We start from the raw sequence: 16,251 nt of genomic DNA, 5'->3' as shown, positions 1-16,251 counted from the left end.
TCTGTTCGGGTGAGTGGCTTGTCGGTAGACGGGCCACGCCCCTGAAAAAAGTGGCGCATTATGCAGACGGCAGCTTGGGATCGCCAGAGTCTGCACTGCTTTTATGATAGTTGAATGTCGATTCAACCGAGTTCGATGATCTCGTAGTCATGGGTGATGACCACGCCTGCCGCCCCGAGCATGATCGAGGCCGAGCAATACTTCTCCGCTGACAGCTCGATTGCTCGCTTGACCTGAGACTCTTTTAGCCCCCGGCCCTTGACCACGAAGTGCATGTGGATCTTGGTGAAGACCTTTGGATCTTCGCTCGCGCGCTCGGCTTCAAGGAAGGCTTCGCAGCTTTCGACGGCCTGGCGCGACTTCTTGAGGATACTGACCACATCGAAATTGCTGCAACCGCCGACACCCAGCAGGAGCATTTCCATCGGCCGGACACCCAGGTTACGACCGCCGGCATCGGGAGGACCGTCCATGACCACGACATGACCGCTGCCGGATTCGCCGAGGAACATGGCTTCGCCAGCCCATTGGATGCGTGCCTTCATCGCCCAGACTCCACTACATAAAAAAGGGTCGCCAGCTTAGCACAGGGCCTGTGTTTGACAGCGTCCAGCTGCGCAAGACTGAACCTTCCCCCGCCCAGGCAAAATCTCGAAAAATGCGGAAAGCGTCTGTTATGCTGGCGCCAAATCGCTGGCGCCTTGCCAGACCTGAAGCGAACAACACGATCGTCCGATCGCGGCCCGAACTGTCGTCAGCTCCTGAAAATAAATCTAACCTACCGCGCAGTCTTTTCTGGATACAACCATGGTTGCTATTGCTCCCACCCCCAAGATCAAGAACCTCGACAAGCTGCTCATGCACTGCCAGCGCCGTCGGTATCGGGCCAAGAGCAACATCATTTGTGCCGGCGACCGCTCGGAAACCCTGTTCTTCATCATCAAGGGCTCGGTCACGATCCTGATCGAAGACGATGATGGCCGCGAGATGATCATCGCGTACCTGAACTCCGGTGACTTCTTTGGTGAACTGGGCCTGTTCGAAGAAGCCGGCCAGGAACAGCAACGCAGCGCCTGGGTGCGCGCGAAGATTGAATGCGAAGTCGCTGAGATCAGCTATACGAAATTCCGCGAACTGTCCCTGCAGGATCCGGACATTCTTTACGTGCTCAGCGGACAGATCGCCCAGCGCCTGCGCAACACCACCCGCAAGGTCGGTGACCTGGCCTTCTTCGATGTGACTGGCCGCGTCGCGCGCTGCTTGCTGGAACTGTGCAAGCAACCCGACGCCATGACCCATCCCGACGGGATGCAGATCAAGGTGACCCGTCAGGAAATCGGGCGGATTGTCGGTTGTTCCCGGGAAATGGTCGGTCGCGTACTCAAGGATCTTGAAGAGCGCAACCTGGTAAACGTCAAAGGCAAGACGATGGTGATCTTCGGCACGCGTTAACCGCCGAACATCTGCGCCAGCATTTGCCGGTAGAGTTTATCCAGCCGCTCCAGCGCTTGAGGTGCGGTGAATTTCTCATGCAAGGCAATGTGGCTTTCGGCGCGCACTCGCTGCTCCAAGCCACAAGCTTCATTAAAACGGTTGACTGCCGCCACCATGAATTCGCGCTCGTCATCGAGCAGCAGCGCCCCATGCACCAGGCCGACAGGCCGCGTGCCGCCCTTGCTTTGCCGCCAGCGCTGAGCAGTGCCAACCATTTTCCGGCCGTCCAGGTTGACGTTGAAGCGGCCATCACAGAATGCACCTTCCACTTCGCCAACGGACGACGAGCCGCCCAATTCATCCAGCATCTGACAGATCGGATCGCAGAGGCGGCGATAGGCGGTTTCGATGCGATTCTGATCACCCTCGCCGCGCGGTGGCGCGTAGACCAACGCAATGTTCAGCGTAGCGCAGGACTGTGGCACCGGCTCGCCACCGGTTTCACGCAACAAGACTGGCCAACCTGCGGTTGCACAAACTTCGCAGGCGGATTCGAACTGAGGCAAACGATTCAAACGGCGCGGCATGACCAGCGCTCGATCACTGGGCTGCCAGAACAGCAGGCCGAAATCCGATTCACCGGTGCAGACCTGAGCAAGCAGGTCCTGTTCGGCGAGCAAGCCGGCGTCTACCGTTAGCGAGGTCGGGAGCATAAAATATTCCGTTGGACGGTGATTCCAAGGTGTATCTGAAACCGCCATCGCGAGCAGGCTCGCGATGCTTTTTCAATCGAGGGTAGAACCGCTCACCGCAGTACCGCGCTCGGGGAAAAACAAACGCTGCAGTTCAGTACCCGGGCTTTCCGCACGCATGAACACTTCGCCCACCAGGAACGCATAGACATCGCTGATTTCCATCAGCTCGACATCGGCACGGTTGAGAATTCCGCTTTCTGTAATCACCAAACGATCCCGCGGAATGCGCGGCAACAGATCCAGCGTAATTTCCAGGCTCACGTCGAAGGTATGCAGATTTCGATTGTTGATGCCCACCAGCGGAGTGTCGAGGGTTTTCAAGGCCCGCTCCAGCTCTTCCCCATCGTGCACTTCCACCAGCACATCAAGGCCGACACCTTTGGCGACGGATGCCAGCTCGGCCATTTTCACATCATCCAAGGCGGAAACGATCAACAGCACACAGTCCGCGCCCAACGCACGGGCTTCGACGATCTGGTATGGATCGATCATGAAGTCCTTGCGGATCACCGGCAGTTTGCACGCTGCTCGCGCCTGCTGCAGGTAAGCATCGGCACCCTGAAAGTAATCGATATCGGTGAGCACTGACAGACAGGTGGCGCCGCCCTTTTCGTAGCTTCTGGCGATGTCGGCAGGTACGAAGTTTTCGCGAATCACACCTTTGCTGGGCGAAGCTTTCTTGATTTCAGCGATGACGGCAGGCTGCTTCGACTTGGCCTGAGTGATCAATGCGTTGGCAAAACCACGGGGTGCATCGGCCGCCTTGGCCAGGCTTTCCAGCTCGGCCAGACTCACACGAGCACTGCGCTCGGCGACTTCCTGGACTTTACGCGCCAGAATGTTTTCCAGAACCGTCGGTACACTCATCCCTCATTCTCCACTCTGAATACCGCGGTAAATGCACCCAGTTCCTCAAGCTTTTCCCGAGCAAGACCTGTGTGCAGCGCGTCGTGCGCCAGGGCAACGCCCTCTTTCAAACTGGTTGCATGGTCGGCGGCGTACAACGCGGCACCGGCGTTGAGCACAATCATCTCGGCCGCTTTCTGACCGTTCTCGGTCTTGCGCTTGCCCAGGGCATCGCGAATCAGCTCCAGCGATGCCGCCGGGCTCTCGACCGCCAGGCCGTGAAGGCTCTGGCTCTTCATACCTAGGTCTTCCGGCTCAACCCAATATTCGCTTATCTGGTCGTTCTTCAATTCCGCAACGAAAGTCGGCGCGGCGAGACTGAACTCGTCCAGGCCATCCTTGGAATGCACCACTAGCACGTGTTTGCTGCCAAGCCGCTGTAAGACTTCGGCCAATGGCCGGCACAACGCCTGGCTGAACACGCCAACCACCTGATGTTTGACTCCGGCCGGATTCGTAAGCGGGCCGAGCATGTTGAACATCGTGCGCAAGCCCAGCTCGCGGCGTGGGCCGGCTGCGTGCTTCATGGCACTGTGATGGGTCTGGGCAAACATGAAGCCAATGCCCACGTTGTCGATGCAGCGTGCAACCTGAACCGGTGTCAGGTTCAGGTAGATACCGGCGGCCTCCAGCAGGTCCGCACTGCCGCTTTTGCCCGACACCGCACGGTTACCGTGCTTGGCGACGGTGCAGCCGGCGGCCGCGACCACAAACGAGGAAGCGGTCGAAACGTTAAAGATGTTGGCACCATCACCGCCAGTGCCCACCACATCGACCACACCGTCCAGGGTCTTGAGGTCTACCTTGTCCGCCAACTCACGCATGGCCGACACCGCGCCGACGATCTCATCAATGCTCTCGCTCTTCATGCGCATGGCCATCATGAATGCACCGATCTGCGCATCCGTGCATTGTCCGGTCATGATTTCGCGCATCACATCGCGCATCTCGTCCGTACTCAGGTCGAGTTGGCCGACGATACGGCTCAGGGCTGTCTTGATATCCATGAAAAGTCCTTAGCGCGTGCCGCCGGTTTGTTTGAGGAAGTTGGCGAACAGTTCGTGGCCCTGCTCGGTGAGGATCGACTCGGGGTGAAACTGCACCCCCTCGATGTTCAGTGTCTTGTGGCGCAAGCCCATGATTTCGTCCACCGAGCCGTCTTCCAACTGAGTCCAGGCCGTCAGTTCGAGGCAATCTGGCAGAGTGTCGCGCTTGACGATCAGCGAGTGATAACGAGTGACCGTCAGCGGTCGATTCAAGCCTGCAAATACGCCCTTGTCCTCGTGGAATACCGGGCTAGTCTTACCGTGCATGACCTGACGCGCGCGAACCACGTCACCACCAAAGGCCTGGCCGATGGATTGATGACCTAGGCAGACGCCCAGGATCGGCAGCTTGCCGGCGAAATGCTTGATGGCCTCGATGGAAATGCCGGCTTCAGTCGGCGTACAAGGACCGGGGGACACCACGATACGCTCAGGGTTGAGGGCTTCGATTTCGGCAATGGTGAGTTCATCGTTGCGCACGACTTTAACTTGGGAGCCGAGCTCACCAAGGTACTGCACAACGTTGTAAGTAAAGGAGTCGTAGTTATCGATCATCAGCAACATGGCGCTGGAAACCTCTCGAATTCACTGATTTTTGAACATGACCTTCAGATGATTACCCGCAGGGCGCTGCGCTTTGTCGGGTGCTGGAGTGGCGCCAGCAAAGCGGCAGGTAAAACGGGTATAGAAGGTAAATCGGTACAGGTCCGGCGTGGCCGGCAAAGAATTCAGGCGCGCCAACGCCAACGGGCGTGTGCCTTGATGACTTGATCCAGGAGTTTGCTGATGATCAACACGGGGAAGGTCTCATTCATACGTTTGGGCACAGTAACTTAGCTGGGCTAAGCGTGCAATATCGCGGTGACGCCCGCAGACGAATCATTAGAAGGGATCACGACCAATGGCAAAAGGCCGGTTTTTTTTGGTACTGTCGTTTCGTTCACTACAACAATAAATAAACGGACTTGCTCATGATCAAACAGACGCTGTTTGTACCGCTCGCCGGATGCTTGCTCGCAATGGCCTGCGCCCAAGCGATCGCTGCTCCCAATCCATACTCCAATTTCGTCGTGTTCGGCGACAGTCTCAACGATGCCGGGACCTTTACCGACTCGGGCGGGCCGGCCGGTGCGACTCAGCGCTACACTAACCGGACGGGGCCGGTTTATCAGGATGGTAGCGGTGAGTCGCGCGCGCTCAACTCTACTCAGTTGCTAGGTAGTCGACTGGGGTACTCTGCCGACGAAACGGCGGCATCGACGTCGGCGGTGCGGGCCAACCAGGGCCTGCCAGATGGCAACAACTGGGCGGTCGGCGGTTATCGCACCGACCAGATCCTTGACTCAATTACCACCCAGTCCGCTACAGGGGAGCGCACCCGGGTCGGCTATCTGCCGTCGAACAATTTCCGTGCTGATCCGAATGCGCTGTACTACCTCTCCGGAGGTGGTAACGACTTTCTTCAGGGGCGCATCCTCAGCCCCGCCCAAGCCAACGCCGCAGCAGACCGCCTGGCCGACAGCGTGCAAGTGCTGCAGACCGCCGGCGCGAAATACGTGATGGTCTGGTTGCTGCCGGACATCGGCCTGACGCCGGCCATCAATGGCACCGGCCTGCAAACCGCAGCCACCCAGCTCAGCAATCAGTTCAACCTGCAGCTGGTGCAGCGCTTGCAGGGCATCAATGCCGAAATCATCCCGTTGAATATTCCCCTGCTGTTGCAGGAAACCTTTGCAGATCCGGGACGTTTCGGCCTGGCGACTGACCAGAACCTGACGGCAACCTGCTTTAGTGGCAGTGGCTGCACGGAAAACGCCACCTATGGCATCAACAGTGCCACACCAGACCCGAGCAAGCTGATCTACAACGATGGGGTCCATCCGACCGAAGCCGGGCAAAAGCTGATCTCCGATTACGCCTATTCCCTGCTCGCAGCGCCATGGGAGCTGACACTGCTGCCAGAAATGGCCCACGCCACTTTACGCGCGCATCAGGACGAACTGCGCAGCCAATGGCAATCGGACTGGGAAGACTGGCAAGCGGTCGGGCAATGGCGAGCCATTGTAGCCGGGGGCGGCCAGCATCTTGACCTCGACAGCCAGAGCAGCGGCGCCAGCGCCGACGGCAGCGGTTACAACCTCAATGTGGGCGGCAGCTATCGTCTCAATGACGCTTGGCGCTTAGGTGTCGCAGCAGGTTTCTACCGGCAGAACCTGGACGCTGGCCATAACGACTCGGACTACAAGCTCAATAGCTACCTGGCTACAGCATTTGCCCAGTTCCAGCAGAACCGCTGGTGGGCGGATGCCGCGCTGACGGGTGGAAAACTGGACTACGACAACCTCAAGCGCAAGTTCGACCTGGGCGCCAGCGAAGGTGCCGAGAAAGGCAATACTGACGGGCATCTGTGGGCATTCAGCACTCGCGTTGGCTACGACATTGCCCAACCGGGCAGCCAGTGGCACCTGTCACCATTCGTCAGTGCCGATTACGCCAAGGTGGAAGTCGACGGGTATTCAGAGAAAAGCAATCGGGCCACCGCGTTGACTTTCGATGACCAGACCCGTGACTCGAAACGCCTGGGCGTGGGCTTGCAGGGCAAGTACCAGATCACCTCGCAAACCAGGGTGTTTGGTGAGTATGCCTACGAGCGTGAGTACGAGGACGATGTGCAGAAGGTCAACATCGCCCTCAACAGCCTGCCGGCCAATGACTTCACGCTGGAAGGCTATACCCCGCAAAGTCATTTGCAACGGGTGAACCTGGGGGTGAGTCACAACCTCACCAAGGATCTGGCATTGCGTGCGAGCTACATCATTCGCAAGGATGACGATTTTACCCAGCAAGGCGTAAACCTGGGTGTGGCGCTGGATTTCTGATCGGCTGATCGGCAGGTAAAAAAAGCGGCGCCCTCACAGGCGCCGCTTTTTTTTGGGTTGCCCCCTTTGTGTCAACTCATGCGTCCGGGGTTTGTTCGGCCAATGCCACCGCGCGGAACATGGCGCGACGCTTGTTCAAGGTTTCTTCCCATTCCAGCGCTGGCACAGAGTCGGCAACAATGCCGCCACCGGCCTGCACATGCAGCTCACCATTCTTGATCACCGCCGTGCGAATCGCGATGGCGGTGTCCATGTTGCCGTTCCAGGCAAAATAACCTACCGCACCACCGTAGACTCCGCGCTTGACCGGCTCCAGTTCGTCGATGATTTCCATCGCACGAATCTTCGGTGCGCCCGACAAAGTGCCCGCTGGCAGAATTGCCCGCAACGCATCCATCGCAGTCAGCCCAGCTTTCAATTGCCCGGTGACGTTGGACACAATGTGCATCACGTTGGAATAACGCTCGATGACCATTTTCTCGGTGAGTTTCACCGAACCGATTTCCGATACTCGACCGGTGTCATTGCGCCCCAGGTCAATCAGCATCAAGTGCTCGGCGATTTCCTTGTCGTCGGACAGCAGGTCTTGCTCCAGCGCCAGGTCCGCTTCTTCGTTGGCGCCCCGTGGACGAGTGCCGGCGATGGGGCGCACGGTGATCAGGTTGTCTTCGACCCGCACCAATACTTCCGGCGAGCTGCCAACCACGTGGAAATCACCGAAGTTGAAAAAGTACATGTAAGGCGTCGGATTGAAGCAGCGCAGCGCCCGGTACAGATCGATCGGTGCCGCCTTGAAGTCGATCGACATCCGCTGGGAAGGTACGACCTGCATGCAATCACCGGCGAGGATGTATTCCTTGATGGTGTCGACGGCCTTTTCGTAATCGTCCTGAGTGAAGCTGGACCGGAACACCGGGTCAGCTGTTTGCTGCTTGCTGAAGTCCAGGCCACGGCGCGGCGTGATTGGCTGGCGCAGTTGCTCCAGCAATTCCTGCAGGCGTGCCTGCCCCTGTTCGAACGCATCGTCCTGCGCGGGATCAGCCAGGACAATGGCGTGCATCTTGCCAGCCAGGTTGTCGAACACCACCACCGCATCGGAGACCATCAGCAGGATGTCCGGCACGCCCAACGGATCCGGGTTCGGGCACTTGCCCAGACGCTTCTCGACATAGCGCACGCAGTCATAACCGAAGTAACCCACCAGGCCGCCATTGAATCGTGGCAGGCCGGGAATGGTCGGCACGTTGTAGCGTGCCTTGAATTCTTCGACGAAGGCCAGAGGATCTTCCGCCTCGTGGGTTTCGATCTCGACACCGTCGTGTGTCACGCTGACGTGGTGGTCGTGTACGCGCAACACAGTGCGGCACGGCAGGCCGATGATCGAATAACGACCCCACTTCTCCCCGCCCTGCACCGATTCGAGCAGGTAAGAGTTTGGCTGGTCGGCCAGCTTCAGATAGATCGACAGCGGCGTGTCGAAGTCGGCCAGGGTTTCGCAGGCCAGGGGGATACGGTTATAGCCGGCAGCGGCCAAACGCAGGAATTCTTCGCGGATCATGGGGTAGCCTCGTGGCTTGAGGTGCTAACAGTCAGGTATGCAAACGCGCCGGAAAGCCGGCCAGAATCGAGTCAGGCGCGCCAACGCCAGCGGGCCAGGGCCTTGATGACTTTCATCCAGAGTTTGCGGGTGACCACCACGATGGCGTTTCCATAAGGGGGTTGGACAGCGTCGGGCAACGTTATCCCAGAGGCCGCATCCAGGCAACCGGGAATTAGCTTGCGCAAGTCGTCGATCACCAGCGCCGGCGATTCTTCGGCAATCGGTCGACCGTGGTTATAGCCGTAGCTGAGCGCGACACACTTGACCCCTGCCGCTTTCGCCGCCAACACGTCGCTGCGCGAATCACCGACGAACAACGACTGCGAGGCTGGGATGTTGGCCATTTTCATCACAAAGAACAGCGCGGCCGGGTCCGGTTTCTTTTGCGGCAAGGTATCGCCGCCAATGATCCATTTGAAGTAGCGCCCGATCTTCATCTGATCCAGCAGCGGCGCGACGAAGCGCTCCGGCTTGTTGGTGATCAGCGCCATTTCCACGCCCTGCTTGTGCAGCCATTTGAGCGTGTCGCGCACACCCGGGTAGACCACGGTCAGCTCATGACTGTCGCTGTAGGCTTGCATGAAAATATCCAGCGCGCCTTCGGCCTCACCGTCATCCACCGTCGAATGATCGATGCCACCGGCCAACGCACGTCGCACCAGCACCGGCGCGCCGTTGCCGACCCACTCGCGTACCGACTCGAGCCCCGCAGGCTGGCGGCCGAGCTTGAGCAGCATGTTGTCCACGGCCACCGCCAGGTCGGGGACCGAATCGATCAGCGTGCCATCCAGATCGAACATCACCAGGCGCGGCAAAGCCCCCGGGAACAGCTGCTCAAAGCCACTCATGGACGAGCCAGCGCCAGTTCGGAGCGCATCTTCTCGATCACTTCCTGGTAGTTGGGTGCATTGAAAATGGCCGATCCGGCGACAAAAGTGTCAGCCCCCGCCGCAGCAATTTCACGGATGTTGTTCACGTTCACACCGCCGTCGATTTCCAGGCGGATGTCACGACCGCTGGCATCGATCAGCGCCCGCGCTTCACGCAGCTTGTCGAGGGTGCCAGGAATGAACTTCTGCCCGCCGAAGCCCGGGTTGACGCTCATCAGCAGGATCATGTCGACCTTGTCCATCACGTACTTGAGTACGTCTAGCGGAGTCGCCGGGTTGAACACCAGGCCAGACTTGCAGCCACCCTCGCGGATCAGTTGCAGGGAACGGTCGACATGCTGCGTGGCTTCCGGATGGAAGGTGATGTAGGTCGCGCCGGCTTCGATGAAGTCGCCGACTATGCGGTCCACCGGGCTGACCATCAGGTGCGCGTCGATCGGCGCGGTTACGCCGTATTTGCGCAGCGCCGCGCAGACCATCGGGCCGATGGTCAGGTTTGGCACGTAATGGTTGTCCATGACGTCGAAGTGCACGAAGTCGGCGCCAGCGGCCAGGACGTTGTCCACTTCCTCACCCAGGCGGGCGAAGTCGGCGGAGAGTATCGACGGAGCAATTACGAACGGCTGCATGACGCACCTTTTCTGAGCAGAATCACGATGGCGCGCATTGTATACCTCATGCTTTGACGCGCGCGACGTGACTGCGATGATCAGTAAGCCGCCCGGTAGATCTTCTCGATATCAACGGCACTCAATTGACGAGGATTGTTGCGCATCAGACGTTCGATCCCCGCAGCTTCCAAGGCCATGGCCGGGATTGCATCTTCGGGAACCCCAAAACTGCGCAGACCTTGGGGGATTTCGACCGCAGCACACAACGCAGCCATCGCCTCGACGGCTTTTTCCGCTGCCTCATTGGCGCTCAGATGAGCAGTCCTGACCCCCATGGCCTCGGCAATATCCTGCATTCGCTCAACGCAGGCCATCTTGTTCCAGATCATGACATGGGGCAGCAGTAACGCATTGCTGACGCCATGTGCGATGTTGAATCGTCCACCCAGCGGATACGCCAGTGCATGCACAGCACCGACTCCGGCATTCCCGAATGCCATACCCGCCATCAGGCTGGCGGTGGCCATGTCTTCGCGAGCCTGCAGATTGGATGAGTTGGCGTAGGCCTTGGGCAACGCGCCGGAAATCAGTTTGATCGCGCCGATGGCCAGGGCATCGGTAATGGGCGAGGCATTGAGCGACAGGTAGGATTCGATGGCATGCACCAGCGCATCGACGCCACTCGCTGCCGTGACGCTGCGCGGACACGTCAGGGTCATCTGCGGGCTAACCAGCGCCACGTCCGGCAACAGGTAGTCACTGACGATGCCCTTTTTGAGTTGCGCGACCTTGTCGGACAGGATCGCCACATTGGTCACCTCCGAGCCAGTGCCGGCAGTGGTCGGGATGGCGATCAACGGCGGGCCTTTGCGCGGCACCTGGTCGACACCAAACAAATCCTCAAGCGCGCCGTGATAACCGGCGTAGGCTGCGACACTCTTGGCGATATCGATCGCACTGCCACCGCCCAGGCCAATGAGCCCGTCATGCCCGCCTTCGCGATAGACCTGCATGCAATCTTCGACGATGGCAATTTCCGGATCCGGCAACACCCGATCAAAGATCTCATAAGTGCGACCGCCCAATTGCGCCAGCGCGAGTTCGACTGTGCCGGATTTGACCAGCGCAGCATCGGTGACGATCAGGGGGTGGTCAATGTCCAGACGGGTGAGCTCAGCGGCCAGTTGCTCGATGGCACCTGCTCCGGTGATCAGTTTGTGGGCGATTTTGAAAGAGGAAAGACCCATGTGCGCAGCCTCTTATAGATAGGGAGCTGGGCAACAATAGTAGCTGGGGAATGGAAGTTGTCTGCTATTCAGCTCATGAATAACCAACGAGCCCACGCAAACCCTCTGCAGGAGCGAGCTTACTCGCGATGAACTCGAAAACGACGCGGGGTGTCAGGCTCCCAGCAATATCGTTAGCGACCATCGCGAGCGAGCTCGCTCCTACAATTAATCGGTGTCTAGACTTGGGCGGTGCGCAGTTTCTCGCTGCGTCCGCGCAGCCATTCCAGGGTCAGCAACAGGATCACCGAGAAGGCGATCAACAGCGTCGCGGCGGCGGCAATAGTCGGGCTGAGGTTTTCGCGAATTCCGCTGAACATCTGCCGTGGCAACGTCGCTTGCTCAGGACCGGCGAGGAACAGCGTCACCACCACTTCATCAAACGAAGTGGCAAAGGCAAACAGCGCCCCGGAAATCACCCCCGGTGCAATCAGCGGCAGGGTCACGCGACGGAACGCGGTCAGCGGCGAAGCGCCCAGACTTGCGGCAGCGCGCACCAGGTTGTGGTTGAAACCTTGCAACGTCGCCGACACCGTGATGATCACAAACGGCACACCTAACACGGCGTGCACCACGATCAGCGAGAAGAAACTGTTGCCCAGTCCCAATGGAGCGAAGAACAGATAACTCGCCACACCGATGATGACCACCGGCACTACCATCGGCGAAATCACCAGGGCCATGACTAATGACTTGCCGGGGAAGTCTCCCCGGGTCAGGCCGATCGCCGCCAGCGTCCCGAAGATCATCGCGATCACCGTCGCCGCTGGCGCCACGATGATGCTGTTCCTCAATGCCCGCATCCACTCCGCCGAAGCGAAGAAGTCGTGGTACCACTGCAGCGAAAAGCCTTGCAGCGGATATACCAGGAAACTCCCCGAGTTGAACGACAGCGGGATGATCACCAGCACCGGCAGAATCAGGAACATCAGGATCAGGCCGCAGAGAATCCGCAGGCTGTAGAACCACACCCGTTCGATGGGCGACATGTAAGGACTCAGCATTTCGTTCTCCCCTTAGCTCAGGCGCAGGCGACTGGCGCCTACCAGCCAGCTGTAAATCAGATAAAGCACCACGGTCGCCAACAGCAGTAGCCCCCCCAGTGCGGTCGCCATGCCCCAGTTGATACTGGTGTTGGTGTAGAAGGCGACGAAATAGCTGACCATTTGATCGTTCGGGCTGCCCAGCAATGCCGGCGTGATGTAGTAACCGATGGAGATGATGAACACCAGCAGGCAACCGGCACCTACACCGGCATAGGTCTGCGGGAAGTACACCCGCCAGAAACTGGCGAACGGATGGCAGCCCAGGGAAATCGCAGCACGCATGTAGGTGGGCGAAATACCTTTCATCACGCTGTAGATCGGCAGGATCATGAACGGCAGCAGGATGTGCACCATCGAGATGTAGACCCCGGTGCGGTTGAACACCAGTTCCAGCGGCTTGTCGATGATGCCCATGGCCATCAGCCCACTGTTGATCAGGCCACCCGCTTGCAGCAACACGATCCACGCCGCGACTCGCACCAGAATCGAGGTCCAGAAGGGCAACAGCACCAGAATCATCAACAGGTTGCTTTGCCGTGATGGCAGGTTGGCCAGCAGGTAAGCCAGTGGATAGGCCAGCACCAGGCAAATCGCCGTGATGACCAGGCCCATCCAAAAGGTACGGGCGAAGATGTCGAGGTAGATCGCCTGGTCCGGAGTGGCCGGAGCGACTTCGCCGAGGTCGTCGATGCGGTGATCGACGGCCGCCAACAAGTAATATGGCGTGATGTTGCTGGTATTACGGCGCACGGCTTGCCAATAGGCAGGATCGCCCCAACGCTCGTCGAGATTTTCCAGCGCGTCTTTATAGGAAGTCGGCTCAGTGGCGAACGGCAAGGCGCGAGCAGTCTTGGTCAACAGGCTGCGGTAGCCTGCCAATTCCATGTTCAGGCGCTTGGACAGATCACCCAGGGTCTGATTCTTGCGAGCCTCGGCAAGGTCTTCACTTGCCGCTTTGTACACCGGTTCCGCGGGCAGGCCTCGGCCATCCCAACTGGCGATGGCCGCCACGGTGCGCGGCAGGCCGCCGACCACCTCCGGGTTGCCAACACTTTTATAGAGCAGCGCCACAATCGGCACCAGGAACACCAGCAGCAGGAACAGCACCAGCGGCGCGATCAAGGCCTGTGCCTTCCAGCGGTTAATCCGCTCGGCATGCTTGAGCCGCTGCTTCAAGGTGGGGTCAGTGCCCGCGTTCAGGGGAATGGCGGTGGCCATGGCGTACTCCGGAAATCTTTGGTCATTGCAGAGGTGGCGAACCACCTCGAGCTTTTAGTGTGGGAGCGGGCTTGCTCGCGAATGGGGAGTGACATTCACAATAGATGTCGACTGATCCACTGCTTTCGCGAGCAAGCCCGCTGCCACAGGGTGAGACAAGCCCACCCTCACAGGGTCGTGATTATTTGGCAGCCCAGGAGTTGAAACGCTGCTCCAGTTGCTCGCCGTTGTCAGCCCAGAAGCTGACATCGATCTGCACCTGGTTGGCGATGTTTTCCGGGGTCGTCGGCATGTCTTTCAGGACATCCTTGGCCAGCAATGGCACGGCTTGGGTATTGGCCGGGCCGTAGGCGATGTTTTCCGAGTAGGTCTTCTGCTGTTGCGGCTGGACCGAGAACGCAATGAATTTCTTCGCCGCTTCAGCGCGAGCCTTGTCCAGACCTTTTGGAATAGCCCAGGCATCGAAGTCGTAGATACCGCCGTTCCAGACGACCTTCAGGTTGCTTTCCTTCTGCACGGCAGCGATCCGACCGTTGTATGCCGAGCTCATGACCACATCACCCGAAGCGAGGTATTGCGGCGGTTGCGCGCCGGCTTCCCACCACTGGATGCTTGGTTTCAGCTCGTCGAGCTTCTTGAACGCGCGGTCTTGACCGTCTTTACCGGCCAGCACTTTGTAGACGTCCTTCGGCGCTACGCCATCGGCCATCAAGGCGAATTCCAGGGTGTACTTGGCGCCTTTGCGCAGGCCACGCTTGCCCGGAAACTGCTTGGTGTCCCAGAAGTCCGCCCAACTGGTCGGCGCGGTTTTCAGCTTGTCGGCGTTGTAGGCCAGCACGGTCGACCACACGAAGAAACCTACGCCGCACGGCTGGATGGCGCCCTTGACGTAATCTTCGCTCTTGCCGAACAGGGCTGGGTCGAGTTGCTCGAACATGTCTTCGTCGCATCCGCGGGACAGTTCGGGCGATTCAACTTCCACCAGGTCCCAGGACACACTCTTGGTGTCGACCATGGCCTTGACCTTGGCCATCTCGCCATTGTATTCGCCCGCCACGATCTTGCCGTTGCCCGCTGCTTCCCACGGTGCGTAGAAGGCTTTGACCTGCGCCGCCTTGTTCGCCCCGCCAAAGGATACGATAGTCAGGTCGGGACCTGCCGCCATTGCATGTGCCGCACCGATCATGCCCATGACCAGGGCGGTGAGTTTCAGGGATTTCAACATTTATATTGTTCTCCACGTGCAGGGTTGGTATTGCAGGGGGGGGCGATCAATTCGCCTCTAGAAGTGGGTCGAGCGCGCGAACGTGTTCGACTTGCCAGCCAAGCGGTACAACGTCACCAACGGCCAGCGCGGGATCGAGCTCGGCAATCGGCTGTTTCACAAAGAAATCGGTCTTGCCGCAGACTTCCAGGCGTACCCGGACGTGGTCGCCCAGATAGATAAATTCCTCCACCCGCCCTGAGAAACGGTTGACGCAGGACTCGCTCGAACCGTTGAGGCTTATGCGCTCCGGGCGAATAGACAGCGTCACCGGCTCGCCTGTCTTGCCGACGTTGACTGCCAGGGCCTCAACCTTTTCGCCACGGCCCAACTCGACCACGCATCGGTCGCCAGTGTGGCTGTGCAGACGGCCATTGAGGCGGTTGTTCTCGCCGATGAAGTTGGCGACGAAGGTGTTCTTCGGTTCTTCGTAGAGGCTGCGCGGCGGGGCGATCTGCTGGATTTCGCCCTGATGGAAGACAGCCACGCGATCAGACATGGTCAGCGCTTCACCTTGGTCGTGGGTCACGTAGACCACGGTCACGCCCAGGCGCTGGTGCAAATGCTTGATCTCCATCTGCATGTGTTCACGCAGTTGTTTGTCCAGTGCGCCGAGCGGTTCGTCCATCAGCACCAGTTGCGGCTCGAACACCAGGGCCCGGGCCAACGCCACGCGCTGCTGCTGACCACCGGACAGTTGTGCCGGATAGCGCTGGGCGAAGGCATCGAGCTGAACCATGCTCAGGACTTTTTTTACCTTCTCGCTCACATCACTCTTATTCAAGCCGCGCACGGTCAGCGGGAACGCAAGGTTCTCGGCGACGGTCATGTGCGGAAACAACGCGTAGTTCTGGAACACCATGCCAATGTCACGCTTGTGCGGTGGCACGTTGTTGATGGAACGCCCGGCTAGCAGGATTTCACCAGCGGTCGGGGTTTCGAAACCGGCGAGCATCATCAGGCTCGTGGTCTTGCCGGAGCCGGAGGGCCCGAGCAGCGTGAGGAATTCGCCTTTGCGAATGTCCAGGTTGAGGTCTTTGACGATCAGGTTCTCACCATCGTAGCTCTTTTGCACTCCACGAAAGCTAACCAGAATATCGCTGGCCCCTGCGCTTGAATCGACCTGGCTCATACCCACACCTTTGTTGTTGATGACTGCTGTGGACTAAGCCTAGTGGACGCTGCAAGCCTCGCAAATCGGGGGGCAGGAGAGAATGGCCTCAGCCGGATGGAAGGTTGGGGGTAGGGATTGCCCTACAAGGATGGCGGGGATGGATAGGCGTTGTGGCGAGCTTGAAGCTGCAGGCCGCAAGAAC

At 59.1% G+C, this 16,251-nt stretch carries 15 protein-coding genes; 2 read left to right on the top strand and 13 right to left on the bottom strand.

Features of this window, described 5'->3' with window-relative positions; all coding sequences use genetic code 11:
- Positions 1-122: 122 nt before the first annotated feature.
- The gene (locus L9059_RS12290; protein WP_247291189.1) at positions 123-545 is read right to left on the bottom strand and encodes an OsmC family protein; all 423 of its coding nucleotides are present in this window, start codon (positions 543-545) and stop codon (positions 123-125) included.
- A gap of 262 nt (positions 546-807) precedes the next feature.
- Between L9059_RS12290 and crp the strand changes: the two genes are divergently transcribed.
- Entirely contained in the window at positions 808-1,452 is a 645-nt protein-coding gene (crp, locus tag L9059_RS12285) for a cAMP-activated global transcriptional regulator CRP (RefSeq protein WP_247291187.1), read from the top strand.
- On the opposite strand, the gene L9059_RS12280 is transcribed toward crp, so the two are convergent.
- From L9059_RS12280 to L9059_RS12265, 4 genes are all read right to left on the bottom strand, one after another.
- On the bottom strand, positions 1,449-2,147 hold the full coding sequence (locus L9059_RS12280; protein WP_247291185.1) for a lipoate--protein ligase family protein: 699 nt from the start codon (positions 2,145-2,147) through the stop codon (positions 1,449-1,451). The genes crp and L9059_RS12280 overlap by 4 nt on opposite strands.
- Before the next feature lie 72 nt (positions 2,148-2,219).
- Positions 2,220-3,056 carry an indole-3-glycerol phosphate synthase TrpC gene (trpC, locus tag L9059_RS12275; RefSeq protein ID WP_247291183.1) on the bottom strand — a complete coding sequence of 279 codons (837 nt, stop codon included), beginning with the start codon at positions 3,054-3,056 and terminating at the stop codon, positions 2,220-2,222.
- Positions 3,053-4,102, bottom strand: coding sequence for an anthranilate phosphoribosyltransferase (gene trpD / locus L9059_RS12270; RefSeq protein WP_247291181.1), 1,050 nt, complete (start codon positions 4,100-4,102; stop codon positions 3,053-3,055). The genes trpC and trpD overlap by 4 nt, the downstream gene beginning before the upstream one ends.
- Positions 4,103-4,111: 9 nt before the next feature.
- On the bottom strand, positions 4,112-4,705 hold the full coding sequence (locus tag L9059_RS12265; protein WP_247291179.1) for an aminodeoxychorismate/anthranilate synthase component II: 594 nt from the start codon (positions 4,703-4,705) through the stop codon (positions 4,112-4,114).
- A 407-nt stretch (positions 4,706-5,112) separates the two neighbouring features.
- Between L9059_RS12265 and estP the strand changes: the two genes are divergently transcribed.
- A complete protein-coding gene (gene estP / locus L9059_RS12260) occupies positions 5,113-7,020 on the top strand; it encodes an esterase EstP (protein ID WP_247291177.1) in 1,908 nt (635 codons plus the stop codon).
- A 76-nt stretch (positions 7,021-7,096) separates the two neighbouring features.
- Here the strand turns inward: estP and trpE are convergent, their stop codons facing one another.
- From trpE to L9059_RS12220, 8 genes are all read right to left on the bottom strand, one after another.
- On the bottom strand, positions 7,097-8,578 hold the full coding sequence (gene trpE / locus L9059_RS12255; RefSeq protein ID WP_247291175.1) for an anthranilate synthase component I: 1,482 nt from the start codon (positions 8,576-8,578) through the stop codon (positions 7,097-7,099).
- A gap of 71 nt (positions 8,579-8,649) precedes the next feature.
- Positions 8,650-9,468, bottom strand: coding sequence for a phosphoglycolate phosphatase (locus L9059_RS12250; protein WP_247291173.1), 819 nt, complete (start codon positions 9,466-9,468; stop codon positions 8,650-8,652).
- On the bottom strand, positions 9,465-10,139 hold the full coding sequence (gene rpe / locus L9059_RS12245) for a ribulose-phosphate 3-epimerase (protein ID WP_008035979.1): 675 nt from the start codon (positions 10,137-10,139) through the stop codon (positions 9,465-9,467). Before rpe ends, L9059_RS12250 begins: the two co-directional genes overlap by 4 nt.
- Positions 10,140-10,219: 80 nt before the next feature.
- Positions 10,220-11,368, bottom strand: coding sequence for an iron-containing alcohol dehydrogenase (locus L9059_RS12240; protein ID WP_247291171.1), 1,149 nt, complete (start codon positions 11,366-11,368; stop codon positions 10,220-10,222).
- 218 nt (positions 11,369-11,586) lie between these two features.
- Entirely contained in the window at positions 11,587-12,411 is an 825-nt protein-coding gene (locus tag L9059_RS12235; RefSeq protein WP_247291169.1) for an ABC transporter permease, read from the bottom strand.
- A gap of 12 nt (positions 12,412-12,423) precedes the next feature.
- The gene (locus tag L9059_RS12230; protein ID WP_247291167.1) at positions 12,424-13,671 is read right to left on the bottom strand and encodes an ABC transporter permease; all 1,248 of its coding nucleotides are present in this window, start codon (positions 13,669-13,671) and stop codon (positions 12,424-12,426) included.
- Between the two features lie 181 nt (positions 13,672-13,852).
- Entirely contained in the window at positions 13,853-14,896 is a 1,044-nt protein-coding gene (locus tag L9059_RS12225; RefSeq protein WP_247291165.1) for an ABC transporter substrate-binding protein, read from the bottom strand.
- Positions 14,897-14,942: 46 nt separating this feature from the next.
- The gene (locus L9059_RS12220; protein ID WP_247291163.1) at positions 14,943-16,067 is read right to left on the bottom strand and encodes an ABC transporter ATP-binding protein; all 1,125 of its coding nucleotides are present in this window, start codon (positions 16,065-16,067) and stop codon (positions 14,943-14,945) included.
- Positions 16,068-16,251: the final 184 nt, after the last annotated feature.

It is taken from the genome of Pseudomonas violetae, assembly GCF_023072615.1.
Taxonomy (GTDB): Bacteria; Pseudomonadota; Gammaproteobacteria; order Pseudomonadales; family Pseudomonadaceae; genus Aquipseudomonas; species Aquipseudomonas violetae.
This window is presented reverse-complemented; position numbering and strand designations above follow the sequence as displayed.